Source organism: Aeromonas sp. 600774 (assembly GCF_049175075.1).
GTDB lineage: Bacteria > Pseudomonadota > Gammaproteobacteria > Enterobacterales > Aeromonadaceae > Aeromonas > Aeromonas veronii_A.
Genome location: NZ_JAAKUJ010000008.1, coordinates 1 through 14,946, shown reverse-complemented (window position 1 = coordinate 14,946; position 14,946 = coordinate 1). Strand labels below are relative to the sequence as shown.

The following is a 14,946-nucleotide window of genomic DNA, read 5'->3' as shown; positions in this document are numbered from 1 at the left end:
TGTTATTAAAGTTAAAGGCGGGTTTTGCCCGCCTTTAATTAGTGTAACTTGTTTGCATCATTGCCGGGAGCCCTGCTGAACAGGGTTTCGACATCGATCCCATTAAATTGGTACTGGGCGCCGCAATAATCACAGTGCATGTCGATCTTGCCGAGCTCCTGCACCATATCCATCACCTCTTCCTTTTCTATCTGCAGCAGGGCCCCTTCGCAGCGCTCGCGGGAGCAGGTGCAGCGGAACTCGACCGCCTGCGGATCGAACACCCGCACCTTGTCCTGATGGTAGAGACGGTAGAGGATCTCTTCGGCTTCCAGACCAAACAGCTCTTCATCCTTGATGGTGCTGGTGAGCTGGGTCAGGTGCTCGAAGTCGTCGCTGTGATCCTCGCTCTGGGCTGGCAGTTCCTGCAGCATGATGCCGGCGGCGCGGGGTTGCCCTTCATGGTAACCGGTACGGATCCACAGCTTGGTCGCCAGCTGTTCGGACTGGGCGAAGTAGTGCTCCAGACAGCCAGCCAGGGTGTCGGCGTCCAGCGCGATGATGCCCTGATAGCGTTCGCCCTGTTCCGGCGTGATGGTGATGACCAGCTGGCCGTTGCCGATCAGGCTCTGCAGTTTGTCGTCGCTCGGCAGCTCGCCCTCATAGCGTGCCACGCCGCGCAACTGCTGGTTGTTGTCACCGTTGATCACGGCCAGACGCACCGGGCCATCGCCCTGCAGCTGCACTGTGATGGAGCCTTCAAACTTGAGGGTAGCGGTCAGCAGGCTGGTGGCGACCAGCAGCTCGCCCAGCAGCTTTTGCACCTGCACCGGGTAGCTCTGGGCTTCCACCACGTGGCGGTAGGTGTGATCCAGCTGGACCAGCTCGCCACGTACTTCGTACTCTTCAAACAGATAGCGATACAGCAGATCTTGGTTGCTCATCATGTATTCCTAGCTTTTCGGTGAGGTAAATCGGGCGGGCTGGGGTTGATGCCAGCCCGGTATCAAATCGGGGTCGGTCAGTACTGTTTGACCTTGAGCAACTGGCGTCGCTCCTGCTTGTCGGGGCGGCGCTCGGGGCTGGGGGCAAACTGGCTGTTGAAGCGGCGCGCCTCGCTGTTCTCGGCCCGTTTTTTCAGGCTCTCGGCAGTCTCTTCATAGAGCTGCTGGGCCAGCGGGGCCGATTTGCGTTGCTCGCTCAAGGCCAGCACCCGCACTTCGCGTTCGTCCTGCCCCTGCCAGAAGCGGATCAGTGCCCCCACTTCCACCTGTTTGCCCGGTTTGCTGCGCTGACCATTGTAGTGCACCTTGCCCCCGTCTATCTGATCCCGAGCAATGGAGCGGGTCTTGTAGAAACGGGCCGCCCACAACCACTTGTCGAGACGAACCTCAAGGGCGCTTTCCGGATGATTGGCCATGAACCGGCTCCATAACGGGGAAAAGGGGTGGTCGATTATACCAGAGGCGGGCCGCTGGATAGAAACCGGCCGGCAGCGAAGGCGTGCCCCGCTGTTGTCCTGACCACGCAACATATGGGCAGTTTGCTGATTAACAAGGGAAAAGCGGGGGATCTGGCCGTAAGGGGTAGATTGCCTGCCATATGTTGCATAAAAGATGTCGCCCCTCGCGGGGCGCCATCGTTCAGTGCAATTGGCCGGTCAGGTCGGTGATCAGAAGCGATCCTGCGGTTCGACTTTCTTCTCCTCCTTGCCTTCGCTGTGGGCGATGGCGGTGCGGATCAGGTCAACCCCGGCACGGATAATCAGCACCCCCATGTTGACCAGCTTGACGCAGACCCACATGAAGGTGATGAGCAGGATCAGCTTGAGCACGGTCTGGAACGCTTCCAGGAAGTTCTGCTCCAGCTGGGCGGTGAGGCCGTTGGCGCTGGTCATCAGCCAGGTGTAGACCTCGCGCACGAACGGGATGCTGCTTGGCATCTCCAGCACGTCCAGTGCCGCAGGCAGGGCCTGAAAGATGACGATGCTGCCGAACAGGATCAGGATGACACCGATGGCGATGCCGAGGAAAAAGCCGAACTGTCTCATGGAGGGCTCCAGCGGTTGCTGCATGACATTGAAGATAGCCGCCAATAGTAGGGAGTGCCCTCGCTCATCGCAATCTTCCCGGTGCGGCCATCATGGCCGGATCAGCGCTAAACAGGCTGCCAGCATTGCCCAACTATCTGATTTCTGGGAGGCTTGTCGCCATTGTGCATAGGGAAAGCAAATTGATGTCGAGAACCCTCTTTTTACTGTTGCTGGCGCTGTTTACCGCTCTGCCAGCCCTGAGCGCCGAACCGACGGCGGCAGTCTGCGCCATCCGCCATCAGGATCAATTGCTGCTGGTGCAGGATCGCATCTCCTCCCGCTACAGCCTGAGCGGCGGCTACATAGATGGCGATGAGCGCCCCGAACAGGCGGCGCTGCGCGAGCTGTATGAAGAGACCGGCCTGCGCGGCGAAGTCGTCGCGGATCTTGGCCGCTGGCAGAAAGCGCAGGTCTTTGCCTGCCGCACTCTGGAGCCTATCGTCGCCCAGCAAGATTCCGATTTTGTCTCGCTGCTGCAGGCCCCCAATCTGGGCGGGGAGATCCTCAACGCCCGCTTGATCGCGGTGGACAAGCTGCCCCGCGCACAGCGCCGCTTCCCGGATCAGCTCGACTGGCTGCAAGCCCGGCTTGGCGAGCTGCCCGAGAGCGAGGTGCACTGGCAGGCCGATTTCGTGGCGCAGGGCAATGCGCTGCATCAGGCCGAGATCCCGCTGATGATGCGCCTGCAACAGTGGCTGGGGCCCGATGTCTGGTGGCTGTCGGTCAGTAATCTGTTTGGTTCAGGCGGCTTTCAGCTTGCCCTGATACCTTTGCTGCTCCCGCTGCTGGGGTGGCCACGGCTGCGCCAGCTGCTCTTTGCCATGCTCTGGCTCGGGCTGTTGGTGCAGGCGAGCAAGGAGGGGATCGGCTGGCCGCGCCCCTTCCATCTGCAACCTGAACTGGCGACTCACAGTGCCCAGGGCTTTGGCATGCCGAGCGGTCACACCGCCTCGGCCCTGCTGTTCTGGGGCGCGCTGCTTGGCTGGCTCTGGCCTGCCCGGCGCGGGCTGGCCTACTCGCTGGCGCTGCTGCTGGCCCTTACCACCGGTCTGGCGCGGGTCTGGCTTGGGGCACACTTTATCTCTGACGTAGTGGCGGGGCTGCTGATGGGCGCCATACTGCTGGCTGCTCGTCCCTGCTGGCGTACGGATGGGCTTGTGGCAGGCTGGTTGCTGCTGATTGCCGCGGCGCTGGCGCTCGGGGGACTGACCCAATCGGCCCATCTGACCGGTATCGGGCTGGTAGCGCTGGGCCTCTGGCTCGGGGGAAATGCGGCCCTCGTTCGAGCTGGTTATCCCCCGCTGCTTACAGGGGGCGTTGTGCTGGCGGGCTGCTTGCTGATCGGTGCCGGCCTGTGGCTGTTGCCGCTGCTGACCAGTAGCTCGTTGATCATACTGCTTGGACAGTTTGTGCTCTTTTTCGGGCTGGGGCTCTGGTTGAGCGTCGGCCTCTGGTGGATACTCTCTCTCTTGAAACAAGACTCACGACCCAGGGGCGGACGCCCTGCAAGGGGAACTCTATGAATATGAAAAAAGTGGATTTGGCCAAGATAACCTTGGGGGTGCTGTTTCTCAGCCTCCTGATCATCTCCTGCTTTATGGTGCTGCGCCCCTTCCTGCCCGCACTGGTGTGGGCCACCATGATCACCATCGCTACCTGGCCACTGATGTTGATGGTGCAGCGGTTGCTGTGGGGCAAGCGTGCGCTGGCCGCTCTCTTTATGAGCCTGGTGCTATTGCTGATGTTTGTCATTCCGCTCTTTATGACACTGGCCAATGTGGCGGAGAAAGCCCCCATGCTGATCGAACTGGGGACCAATATCAGCCAGTCGCCTCCGCCCGAGCTGCTCTGGTTGCAGCAGATCCCGCTGGTGGGCGGCAAGCTCTATGACTTCTGGCAGCAAATTCTGGCGAGCGGTGGTCAGGTGCTGTTTGCCAAGCTGGCGCCCTACTTCGGTCAGACGGCGCGCTGGCTGGCTGCTCAGGCCGGTAATCTGGGCATGCTGCTGGTCCACTTCCTGCTGACGGTCGGTATCTGTGGTCTGCTCTATCACTCCGGTGAAGTGGTGGCGACCGGCATTCGCCGCTTTGCCCACCGGCTGGCCGGGGATCGCGGTGACAATGCGACCGTGCTGGCTTCCCAGGCGATCCGCGCCGTGGCCATGGGGGTGGTGGTTACTGCGCTGGTGCAATCCTCGGTGGCCGGGGTGGGGCTGTGGATCGCTGGCATCCCCTACACCATGGTTCTGGTGGTGGTAATGTTCCTGCTCATCGTCGCCCAGATAGGTCCCTTTCCGGTGCTGATCTCCTGTGTCGGTTATCTCTACTGGAGCGGTGATACTACCTGGGGCACCTTCCTGCTGGTCTGGTCGCTGATCGCCGGCACAATGGACAACTTCCTGCGTCCCTTCCTGATCAAACGCGGTGCCAATCTGCCCCTCATTCTCATTCTGGTGGGGGTTATCGGCGGCCTGCTGGCGATGGGGATCATCGGTCTGTTTATCGGCCCCGTGGTGCTGGCTGTGGCTTATACCTTGCTGGATGCCTGGATCAAGGAGGGTGACCACCAGTCAGAGGCGACCCATATCGCGGCAGCGCCCAGTATAGATTGACGGTTCTATAAAAAGACGATGCAAAGAGCCGCCCGATGGGCGGCTCTTTTGTTGATGATGACAGCGTCAGGCCAGTTGTTTCATACCTGAGCCGCAGCGGTTGTTCACAGCATCTGCTTGAGGCGATAGAGCAGGTCCAGTGCCTGGCGCGGGGTGAGCTCGTCCGGGCGCACTGCTTCCAGCTCTTCCACCACCGGATGAGGCTGCGGGGCGAGGGTCACCGGAGCCGGGCGGCTTTCACCGGCGGCGGCCGGAGTGGCGCTCTCCAGCTCATGCAGTTTGTGACGGGCCTGCTGGATCACCGATTTGGGTACCCCCGCCAGTGCCGCTACTTGCAGGCCGTAGGAGCGGCTGGCCGCCCCTTCCTGCACCGCGTGCATAAAGGCAATGGTGTCGCCGTGCTCCACCGCATCGAGATGGACGTTGGCCAGCCCGCTCATCAGCTCGGGCAGGCGGGTCAGCTCGAAGTAGTGGGTAGCGAACAGGGTGTAGGCGCCAATCTTGCTCGCCAGCTGTTCGGCGCAGGCCCACGCCAGCGAGAGACCGTCGTAGGTGCTGGTGCCGCGGCCAATCTCGTCCATCAGCACCAGACTGCGGGCGGTGGCGTTGTTGAGGATATTGGCGGTCTCGGTCATCTCCACCATAAAGGTGGAGCGGCCGGAGGCGAGATCGTCTGACGCTCCGATGCGGGTGAAGATGCGGTCGATGGGGCCGATGCGGGCGCTGTCGGCGGGCACGAAGGCGCCGATATGGGCCAGCAGCACGATCAGCGCGGTCTGGCGCATGTAGGTCGATTTACCGCCCATGTTGGGGCCTGTGATGATCAGCATCCGCCGCTCACGCTCCAGCCGGATAGGGTTGGCGATAAAGGGATCTGTCATTACCTGCTCAACCACCGGATGGCGGCCCGCCTCGATCAGGATCTGATCCTCATCGATGAGGGTCGGGCAGCGATAGTCGAGGGTCTCGGCCCGCTCGGCCAGGTTGGCCAGCACGTCCAGCTCCGCCAGTGCGGCGGCGGAATCCTGCAGATCGCCGAGGTGGGGCAGCAGGGCATCGAGCAGCTCTTCGTAGAGCCGTTTCTCCAGCGCCAGCGCCTGGGACTGGGCGGTGAGTACCTTGTCCTCGTACTTCTTCAGCTCATCGATGATGTAGCGTTCGTTGTTCTTGAGGGTCTGGCGGCGGATGTAGTGGGCCGGCACCAGATGGCTGTTGGCGCGGCTCACCTCAATGTAGAAGCCGTGCACCTTGTTGTAGCCCACCTTGAGGGTATTGATGCCGGTCAGCAGCTTCTCCCGCTCCTCGATGCGGGCGAGGCTGGCGGTGGCGCCGTTGGCGAGATCCCGCAGCTCGTCCAGCTCCTGATTGAAGCCGTCACGGATGACGCCACCATCGCGGATTAGCACTGGCGGCACCTCCATCACCGCGCGCTCCAGCAGGTCGAGCAGCTCGGGGAAGGTGCTGGCCCGCTCGGCCAGTTGTTGCACCGCTTCGTGCTCGTTGTCCGCCAGCAGGCGCTGCAACTCGGGTAACTGGGCGAAGGCCTGACGCAGGCGGGTGAGGTCGCGCGGGCGGGCCGAGCGCAGGGCGAGACGGGCCAGCACCCGCTCCACATCACCCACCTGACGCAGCAGGTTGCCCAACTCGTCGTAGAGGTTCTGCTCAATGAGCTCCTTGATGGTGCTCTGGCGACCTTTCAGGATCACCCGATCGCGGATCGGCTGGTGGATCCAGCGCTTGAGCAGGCGGCTGCCCATGGGGGTGGCGGTGCGATCCAGCACCTCGGCCAGGGTATTTTCGTAGCCACCGGCCAGATTCTGGGTCAGCTCCAGATTGCGGCGGGTGGCGGCATCCATGATGACGGCGTGATCCGGCTGTTCGAGGCGCACGTTGCGGATGTGGGGCAGGGCGGTGCGCTGGGTGTCCTTGACGTACTGCATCAGGCAACCGGCGGCGCACAGGGCAGTCTCGCTCTGCTCGACGCCAAAGCCCACCAGATCCTGGGTGCCGAATTGCTGGCAGAGCAGCTTGCGGGCGGTGCCCAGCTCAAACTCCCACTCCGGGCGGCGACGCAGGCCACGGCGACCCTCGACGTGGTGTAGGAAGGCGAAGGATTCGGGGTAGAGCAGCTCCGCCGGATTGGTGCGCTGCAGCTCCGCCAGCAGGGTCTCTTCTTTCTCGAACTGGTTGATGAAGAAGCGTCCGGAGCCGATATCCATGGTGCCATAGCCGAAGCGGCGGCCATCGTGGTAGACGGCGGCGATCAGGTTGTCCTGTCGCTCGCTGAGCAGTGCCTCGTCGGAGACGGTGCCCGGGGTGATGATGCGAATGACCTTGCGCTCCACCGGCCCCTTGCTGGTGGCGGGATCCCCCACCTGTTCGCAGATGGCGGCCGATTCGCCGAGCTGCACCAGCTTGGCCAGATAGCCCTCGATGGCATGATAGGGAACACCCGCCATCGGGATGGGGCTGCCAGCTGACTGGCCACGCTTGGTCAGGGAGATATCGAGCAGCTGGGAGGCCTTGCGGGCATCGTCATAGAACAACTCGTAGAAGTCGCCCATCCGGTAGAACAGCAGGATCTCCGGGTTCTCGGCCTTGAGGGTCAGATACTGCTGCATCATGGGCGTGTGGGCGCTGAGATTGGCGCTTGGCGCAGCGCCAGTAGCTTGGTGTTGTGCGGTCATGTTCTATTCCAGAAGGGGCCTCTGCGGGCCCGGGTCTGCGGTGATGAGCCTTAAGCTTGATGGCGCCATTCTACACATAAGCGCCGCGCCGGGGGAGCGGGTGTTCCGGGCGCGGTTGTTCTGCACTATTGAAGGCATGACACCGGTGCGGCACCTCACATTGCGGCAGGCAAGGGCGGTCTGCCGTGGTTGCGGGCGGCGCTAGCGGGATCGCATAATGTGCCCCTTGAGCGGATCATAAGGAGTCGTGATGAAACTGGATGCAGAGATAGAGCACCTTGCCATCGAGCTGGGACGGGCCCTCGGTCAACGGGGCTGGCTGGCGGCGACCGCCGAATCCTGTACCGGCGGCGGGGTGGCCAGCGCCATCACCGACATCGCGGGTAGCTCCGGCTGGTTCGATCGCGGTTTTGTCACCTACACCAACGAGGCCAAACAGCAGATGCTGGGGGTGAGCAGCGATAGCCTTGAACAGCACGGTGCAGTGAGCGAGGCGGTGGTGCTGGAGATGGCCCGCGGCGCGCTGGCGCACTCGTCTGCCTCCATCAGCGTTGCTATCAGTGGCATCGCTGGCCCCGGCGGCGCCACCGAAGGCAAGCCGGTCGGCACCGTCTGGTTCGCCTGGGCCGACCGCAACGGCCGTCACCACTCCCTGCTCGCCCGCTTCGACGGGGATCGCCGACAGGTACGCCAGCAGGCGGTGAGACAGGCCTTGTCGGGTCTGTTGGCCCTGCTCAGATAAATTGGGCTTGATACTGTATGAATAGACAGTATACTTAGCCCAACTTCACTTCTTACTCACGATTTCCAGCGGAGATTGGCATGGATCAGAACAAACAGAAGGCACTGGCGGCTGCGCTGGGTCAGATTGAAAAGCAGTTCGGCAAAGGTTCCATCATGCGTCTGGGCGACAGCAAGACCATGGATATCGAAGCCATCTCTACCGGTTCCCTCTCGCTGGACGTGGCGCTGGGCATTGGCGGTCTGCCGTGTGGCCGTATCGTCGAGATCTACGGCCCGGAATCTTCCGGTAAAACCACCCTCACCCTGCAGGTGATCGCGGAAGCCCAGAAGAAGGGCAAAACCTGTGCCTTCGTCGATGCGGAACACGCCCTCGACCCTATCTATGCTGCCAAGCTGGGCGTCAACGTCGACGACCTGCTGATCTCCCAGCCGGATACCGGCGAACAGGCGCTGGAGATCTGCGACATGCTGGTTCGCTCCAACGCGGTTGACGTCATCATCGTCGACTCCGTGGCGGCCCTGACGCCGAAAGCGGAAATCGAAGGGGAGATGGGTGACTCCCACGTTGGTCTGCAGGCCCGTCTGATGTCCCAGGCGCTGCGCAAGCTGACTGCCAACATCAAGAACGCCAACTGCCTGTGCATCTTCATCAACCAGATCCGGATGAAGATCGGCGTCATGTTCGGTAGCCCGGAGACCACTACCGGTGGTAACGCGCTCAAGTTCTACGCCTCAGTGCGTCTGGATATCCGTCGTATCGGCGCCATCAAGGAAGGTGACGAAGTGGTCGGTAACGAGACCCGCGTTAAAGTGGTCAAGAACAAGGTTGCCCCGCCCTTCAAGCAGGCTGAATTCCAGATCTTCTACGGTGCCGGTATCTCCAAAGAGGGCGAGCTGGTGGATCTCGGTGTCAAGCACAAGCTGATCGACAAGGCCGGCGCCTGGTACAGCTACAACGGCGAGAAGATCGGCCAGGGCAAGGCCAACGTGATGAAGCTGTTCGCCGAGAACAAGGTGATGGCTGGCGAAGTGGAAGCCCGCCTGCGCGAGCTGCTGCTCTCCGGTGCCGTGCCAGTCGATGACAAGGCTGCACCGGTTGAGGCAGAAGAGTTCGATGCCGAAAGCGAACAAGAGTTCGAATAAGGAACAAAGGAAGGCCGGGTAGATACCCGGCCTTGTTATTTATGATGGTTGATGAATCCGTTACCGAACCGGTCGAACCTGCCGAGCCGACCTTTGCCGAGCAGCTTACCGCCGCTCGCGCCTTTGCCATGCGCAGTCTGGCCCGTCGCGAGAGTGCCGAGTCAGAGCTGGCTAGACGCCTGCGCCAGCAGGGCTTCAATGAAGAGGTGATCGAGGCGGTGGTCGACTACTGCCGCGGTTACAACTGGGTCAATGACGAGCGTTACGGCGGTATGGCAGTACGGGCCGGTGCCGCCAAGGGGCATGGCCCCATCAAGATCCGCTTCGATCTGCGCCGCAAGGGACTCGACGATATGCAGATTGATGCCGCATTCGATCAGCCGGAGCTGGACTGGTTCGAACTGGCGTTTGCCCTGCTCGAACGGCGCGCCCGGGTGGCCGATCTGGCGGATTTCAAGCTGCGGATGAAGTGGCTCAAATATCTGCTGGGGCGCGGTTTTACCCAGGATCAGGCACGTTACGCTATCTCTGCCCTGCAGGAGCGGGAGGAGTAACGCCACTGCGTGGCAACAGTCGTCTTACCTCTCCTTGTGGCAGGTTTTTCCTGCCGGCTCAGTAGGTTGCGAGCGCAATTCCGAAAAAACCGTCTTTTGTTCATCTCATCCCTCTTTGTGCGCGGCTTTTTTGCCTCTCGACGGTGGAAAAAGCCACTGTGAGCAGTGGCGCTCTTTTCTGGCCCGTTTATGTGCGCTTTTTCGCCCGTGGCGGCCCTGTCCGTTTTACTTTACCCCGCAGAAAACTTACATTAATGCGGTTAAAAGTCCGTATTCGAATCAAGCAGGATTTTCCATGTATATGTCCACGTCAGAGATTCGCGCTGCGTTTCTCGAGTATTTCCGTTCCCAGGGGCACCAGGTTGTCTCCTCCAGCTCGCTGGTACCGCATAACGACCCGACCCTGTTGTTTACCAACGCGGGTATGAACCAGTTCAAGGATGTGTTCCTTGGCGCAGACAAGCGTGCCTACAATCGCGCGACGACTTCCCAGCGTTGCGTGCGTGCCGGTGGTAAGCACAACGATCTGGAAAACGTCGGCTATACCGCTCGTCACCACACCTTCTTCGAAATGTTGGGCAACTTCAGCTTCGGTGACTACTTCAAACAGGATGCCATCAAGTTTGCATGGGGCTTCCTGACCGAGGTGCTGCAGCTGCCGAAAGATCGCCTGCTGGTGACCGTCTACGCGACTGACGATGAAGCTTTCGATATCTGGGAAAAAGAGGTCGGTGTCCCGGCCGATCGCATCGTGCGCATCGGTGACAACAAGGGTGCCCCTTACGCTTCCGACAACTTCTGGGCGATGGGCGATACCGGCCCGTGCGGTCCCTGCACCGAGATCTTCTATGACCACGGCGATCACATCTGGGGTGGCCGTCCCGGCTCACCGGAAGAGGATGGTGACCGTTTCATCGAGATCTGGAACGTGGTCTTCATGCAGTTCAACCGTCAGGCTGACGGCACTATGGAGCCGCTGCCCCGTCCGTCCGTGGATACCGGCATGGGTCTGGAGCGGATCTCCGCCATCATGCAGGGTGTGCACTCCAACTACGAAATCGACATCTTCCAGGCGCTGATCAAGAAAGCGGCCGAGATTGTCGGCACCACCGATCTGAGCAACCAGTCCCTGCGCGTCATCGCTGACCACATCCGCTCTTGCGCCTTCCTGGTGGCAGATGGCGTGATGCCGTCCAACGAAGGCCGTGGCTATGTGCTGCGCCGCATCATCCGCCGCGCCGTGCGTCACGGTCGCAAGCTGGGCGCTACCGATGTCTTCTTCTACAAACTGGCTGCCGAGCTGGCAGTGCAGATGAAGGATGTCGCTGCCGAGCTGATCGCCCAGCTGCCGCTGGTCGAGCGCGTGCTGCGCATCGAAGAGGAGCAGTTCGTCCGCACGCTGGATCGCGGTCTGCTGCTGTTGGAAGATGCTCTGGCCAACCTGGGCGATGCCAAGGTTATTCCGGGCGAAGTGGTGTTCAAGCTCTATGACACTTACGGCTTCCCGGCTGACCTGACTGCCGACGTGGTGCGCGAGCGCGAGATCGGCATCGATGAAGAGGGCTTCAAGGCCGAGATGGAGAAGCAGCGTGCTCGTGCCAAGGAAGCGTCCAGCTTCGGCGTGAACTACAACGAGATGCTCAAGCTCGACTTCGAGACCCCCTTCACCGGTTACAAGACCCTGAGCGAGCGCACTCGCGTGGTCGGCATCTACAAGGGTGTGGAAGAGGTGAGCGGTCTTATCGCCGGTGACGAAGCAGTCATCGTGCTGGAAGAGACCCCCTTCTACGCCGAGTCCGGTGGCCAGATTGGCGACAGCGGTACCCTGAAAGTGGACGACGGCATCTTTGCCGTAACCGACACCCTAAAAGCGGGCAAGGCGATCATCCACAAGGGTTACATGGAGCTGGGCACCTTGGAGAAAGGGGCCGAGGTTGAGGCCGTGGTAGACGCTGACCGTCGTCAGGCCATCGCCCTGAACCACTCCGTGACTCACCTGCTGCACGCTGCCCTGCGTCAGGCTCTGGGCGAGCATGTCACCCAGAAAGGTTCTTTGGTTGGAGCCGAGCGCATGCGTTTCGACTTCTCCCACTTCGAGGGGCTGACCATGGCGACCATTCGCCGGGTCGAGGAGCTGGTCAACAACCAGATCCGCGCCAACCACGAAATCACCACCCAGCTGATGGATCTGGAAGCGGCCAAGTCCGCCGGTGCCATGGCGCTGTTTGGTGAGAAATATGAAGACGACGTGCGAGTGGTGCGCATGGGCGACTACTCCACCGAGCTGTGCGGCGGTACTCACGCCAAGCGTACCGGTGATATCGGCTTCTTCAAGATCATCGCCGAGAGCGGTATCGCGGCTGGCGTGCGCCGTATCGAAGCGGTGACCGGCAAAGCGGCTATCGACTTCATGCATCAGGTTGGCGAGCAGATTGAAGAGGCTGCCGCCCTGGTGAAAGGCGACCAGTTCTGCATCGCCGACAAGGTTCGCCAGATGCTGGACAAGGCCAAGATGATGGAGCGCGAGCTGGAGCAGCTCAAGGCCAAGCTGGCCGCTCAGGCCGGTAACGACCTGCTGGGTCAGGTGATCGAGATCAACGGTCAGAAGGTGCTGGTTGCAGCGCTGGAAGGGGCCGATCCGAAATCCCTGCGCGGCATGCTGGACGAGCTGAAAAACCAGATGAAGTCCGGTGTTGTGCTGCTGGCAACCTGTGCCGACGGCAAGGTCAACCTGATCGCGGGCGTCACCAACGACCTGACCGGCAAGGTCAAGGCCGGTGAGCTGGTCAATCTGGTTGCCCAGCAGGTGGGTGGCAAGGGCGGTGGCCGTCCGGACATGGCACAGGCGGGTGGTACCCAGCCTGAGGCGGTGCCGGCAGCGCTGCAATCCGTTCACTCTTGGCTGGAAGAGCGCCTGTAATCGGGCGAGGTGATCTGTGGCACTCTATGTACAGAAGTACGGCGGCACCTCGGTCGGCACACTGGAGCGGATCGAGGCGGTAGCTGAGCGGGTCGAGCAGACCCGCGCCCAGGGACACGACGTGGTGGTGGTTGTCTCCGCCATGTCGGGCGAAACCAACCGGTTGCTGGGCATGGCCCAGCAACTGGATCCTGATGCCAACCGGCGCGAGATGGATGTACTGGTCTCCACCGGTGAGCAGGTCACCATAGCACTGCTGGCGATCGCGTTGAACAAACGCGGTTGTCCTGCGGTCTCAATGACCGGTGATCAGGTGCGGATTCATACCGATTCCGCCTATGGCAAGGCGCGCATCACCCACATCGACACCGAGCTGGTTCATGCCGAACTGGCTGCGGGCAAGGTGGTGGTGATCGCCGGTTTCCAGGGCCGTGACGAGCATAACGCCATCACGACGCTGGGCCGCGGCGGTTCGGATACCACGGCGGTTGCCGTGGCGGCGGCCATCAAGGCCGATGAGTGCCAGATCTTTACCGATGTGGATGGGGTATACACCACGGATCCGCGCATCGAGCCCAAGGCGCGTCGTCTCGACACCATCACCTTCGAGGAGATGCTGGAGATGGCCAGTCTCGGCGCCAAGGTGTTGCAGATCCGCTCGGTGGAGTTTGCGGGCAAGTACCGCGTCCCGCTGCGGGTGCTGTCGAGCTTTATCGATGGAGAGGGAACCTTAATCACATATGGAGGTGAGAGGATGGAAGCTCCCCTGGTATCCGGGATCGCTTTTAACCGCAACGAGGCCAGTCTGACCATTCTGGGCGTGCCGGACAGACCAACCGTAGCTGCGCAGATCCTGAATCCGATCAGCGACGCCAACATTGATGTCGACATGATTGTGCAGAACACCCTGGGAGATGGCACCGCCGACTTCACCTTCACGGTGAATCGTGACGACTATCGCCGCGCCCGGGCTCTGTTGGAGGAGACCGCAACCGAACTTGGCGCCTCCTGCGTGCAGGGAAATGGCGAAATTGCCAAGGTTTCCATTGTCGGTGTCGGCATGTGGAACCATCCCGGTGTTGCGCGCACCATGTTCAAGGTATTGGGCGAGGAGGGGATCAACATGCAGTTGATCTCGACCTCTGAAATCAAAATCTCTGTGGTGATTGACGAGAAGTATCTGGAGCTGGCGGTGCGAGCCCTGCACGCGGCTTTCGGGTTGGATCAGGCACCGCAAGAGCAGCCCTTGGGCTAACAATCTCTGATTGATTTAGTTTCAACCATTTACCATATCGGTATCTTTGTTAGATAATGTCGCATATCGATATAAAAACAAAACAGGATACAGGAGCAAGCGAATGCTTATTTTGACTCGTCGTGTTGGGGAAACCCTGATGATTGGTGATGAAGTGACTGTCACCGTACTGGGCGTTAAAGGCAACCAGGTTCGTATCGGTGTTAACGCGCCGAAAGAGGTCTCCGTACACCGCGAAGAGATCTACCAGCGCATCCAGGCCGAGAAAGTTCCGGGCCAACCGGGCTTCTAAGCCACTTTCATGGCTGTGACAAGGCGACACCTCATGTGTCGCCTTTTGTTTTTTCTCGGCCCCTGAAATCGCCCTGCAGGGCGCGAAACTGCGGGATAAGTGCCGATATTGTTTGAATATTCCACGCTTTGACTAAATGCTGAGCGAACGCACTTTTTTCTCCAAAAAAGTGTTTGACTAAAAATCCCTGTGAAGTATTATCAGCCCCGCAAACGGAGAGGTGGCCGAGAGGCTGAAGGCGCTCCCCTGCTAAGGGAGTATGCGGCTTATACCCGCATCGGGGGTTCGAATCCCCCCTTCTCCGCCATTTGCGCCCGTAGCTCAGCTGGATAGAGTACCTGGCTACGAACCAGGTGGTCAGAGGTTCGAATCCTCTCGGGCGCACCATATTACGACTCAAGCAAGAGTCATGTGTTGACCATCAGCAAGTCGACACTTTGTAAAAGGCTTACTGATAAGTAAGCTTTTTTTATCGTTTTAAAACAGGGCGCCCGTAGCTCAGCTGGATAGAGTACCTGGCTACGAACCAGGTGGTCAGAGGTTCGAATCCTCTCGGGCGCACCATATTTCAAGCAGTACCAAAAGTTTATGAGCGCCCGTAGCTCAGCTGGATAGAGTACCTGGCTACGAACCAGGTGGTCAGAGGTTCGAATCCTCTCGGGCGCACCA

General features: G+C 60.6%; 12 protein-coding genes and 4 tRNA genes. 12 read left to right on the top strand and 4 right to left on the bottom strand.

The features are described 5' to 3' along the window. Nucleotides 1–38: 38 nt before the first annotated feature. The 3 genes from hslO to G5171_RS10025 form a co-directional block, all read right to left on the bottom strand. Entirely contained in the window at nucleotides 39–923 is an 885-nt protein-coding gene (gene hslO, locus G5171_RS10035) for an Hsp33 family molecular chaperone HslO (RefSeq protein ID WP_421260124.1), read from the bottom strand. 77 nt (nucleotides 924–1,000) lie between these two features. After that, nucleotides 1,001–1,399, bottom strand: a complete 399-nt coding sequence (gene hslR, locus G5171_RS10030) for a ribosome-associated heat shock protein Hsp15 (protein ID WP_139748038.1) — start codon at nucleotides 1,397–1,399, stop codon at nucleotides 1,001–1,003. A 252-nt stretch (nucleotides 1,400–1,651) separates the two neighbouring features. Then, nucleotides 1,652–2,029 carry a hypothetical protein gene (locus tag G5171_RS10025; protein ID WP_421250807.1) on the bottom strand — a complete coding sequence of 126 codons (378 nt, stop codon included), beginning with the start codon at nucleotides 2,027–2,029 and terminating at the stop codon, nucleotides 1,652–1,654. Nucleotides 2,030–2,214: 185 nt separating this feature from the next. Here G5171_RS10025 and G5171_RS10020 point away from each other — a divergent pair, with 185 nt between their 5' ends. After that, nucleotides 2,215–3,594, top strand: coding sequence for a phosphatase PAP2 family protein (locus G5171_RS10020; RefSeq protein WP_421250806.1), 1,380 nt, complete (start codon nucleotides 2,215–2,217; stop codon nucleotides 3,592–3,594). Continuing rightward, nucleotides 3,591–4,682, top strand: coding sequence for an AI-2E family transporter YdiK (gene ydiK / locus G5171_RS10015; protein ID WP_216952793.1), 1,092 nt, complete (start codon nucleotides 3,591–3,593; stop codon nucleotides 4,680–4,682). The genes G5171_RS10020 and ydiK overlap by 4 nt, the downstream gene beginning before the upstream one ends. A gap of 104 nt (nucleotides 4,683–4,786) precedes the next feature. On the opposite strand, the gene mutS is transcribed toward ydiK, so the two are convergent. After that, complete coding sequence (gene mutS, locus G5171_RS10010; protein WP_421250805.1) at nucleotides 4,787–7,369, bottom strand: DNA mismatch repair protein MutS; 2,583 nt, start codon at nucleotides 7,367–7,369, stop codon at nucleotides 4,787–4,789. Nucleotides 7,370–7,619: 250 nt separating this feature from the next. Between mutS and pncC the strand changes: the two genes are divergently transcribed. The 10 genes from pncC to G5171_RS09960 all read left to right on the top strand — a co-directional run bounded on the left by pncC (nucleotide 7,620) and on the right by G5171_RS09960 (nucleotide 14,946). Further along, a complete protein-coding gene (pncC, locus tag G5171_RS10005; RefSeq protein ID WP_005357800.1) occupies nucleotides 7,620–8,111 on the top strand; it encodes a nicotinamide-nucleotide amidase in 492 nt (163 codons plus the stop codon). An 80-nt stretch (nucleotides 8,112–8,191) separates the two neighbouring features. Then, nucleotides 8,192–9,256, top strand: coding sequence for a recombinase RecA (recA, locus tag G5171_RS10000; protein ID WP_040068994.1), 1,065 nt, complete (start codon nucleotides 8,192–8,194; stop codon nucleotides 9,254–9,256). Between the two features lie 44 nt (nucleotides 9,257–9,300). Next, the gene (locus G5171_RS09995) at nucleotides 9,301–9,810 is read left to right on the top strand and encodes a regulatory protein RecX (RefSeq protein ID WP_421250879.1); all 510 of its coding nucleotides are present in this window, start codon (nucleotides 9,301–9,303) and stop codon (nucleotides 9,808–9,810) included. A gap of 295 nt (nucleotides 9,811–10,105) precedes the next feature. Then, on the top strand, nucleotides 10,106–12,730 hold the full coding sequence (alaS, locus tag G5171_RS09990) for an alanine--tRNA ligase (RefSeq protein ID WP_042033273.1): 2,625 nt from the start codon (nucleotides 10,106–10,108) through the stop codon (nucleotides 12,728–12,730). Nucleotides 12,731–12,746: 16 nt separating this feature from the next. After that, nucleotides 12,747–13,985, top strand: coding sequence for an aspartate kinase (locus tag G5171_RS09985; RefSeq protein ID WP_124241561.1), 1,239 nt, complete (start codon nucleotides 12,747–12,749; stop codon nucleotides 13,983–13,985). A 103-nt stretch (nucleotides 13,986–14,088) separates the two neighbouring features. Next, nucleotides 14,089–14,277, top strand: a complete 189-nt coding sequence (csrA, locus tag G5171_RS09980) for a carbon storage regulator CsrA (RefSeq protein ID WP_005336053.1) — start codon at nucleotides 14,089–14,091, stop codon at nucleotides 14,275–14,277. A 214-nt stretch (nucleotides 14,278–14,491) separates the two neighbouring features. Further along, nucleotides 14,492–14,584: transfer RNA gene (locus G5171_RS09975), tRNA-Ser, on the top strand. 3 nt (nucleotides 14,585–14,587) lie between these two features. Then, nucleotides 14,588–14,664, top strand: a tRNA-Arg gene (locus tag G5171_RS09970). 100 nt (nucleotides 14,665–14,764) lie between these two features. Further along, nucleotides 14,765–14,841 (top strand) — tRNA-Arg (locus G5171_RS09965). 28 nt (nucleotides 14,842–14,869) lie between these two features. Then, nucleotides 14,870–14,946, top strand: a tRNA-Arg gene (locus G5171_RS09960).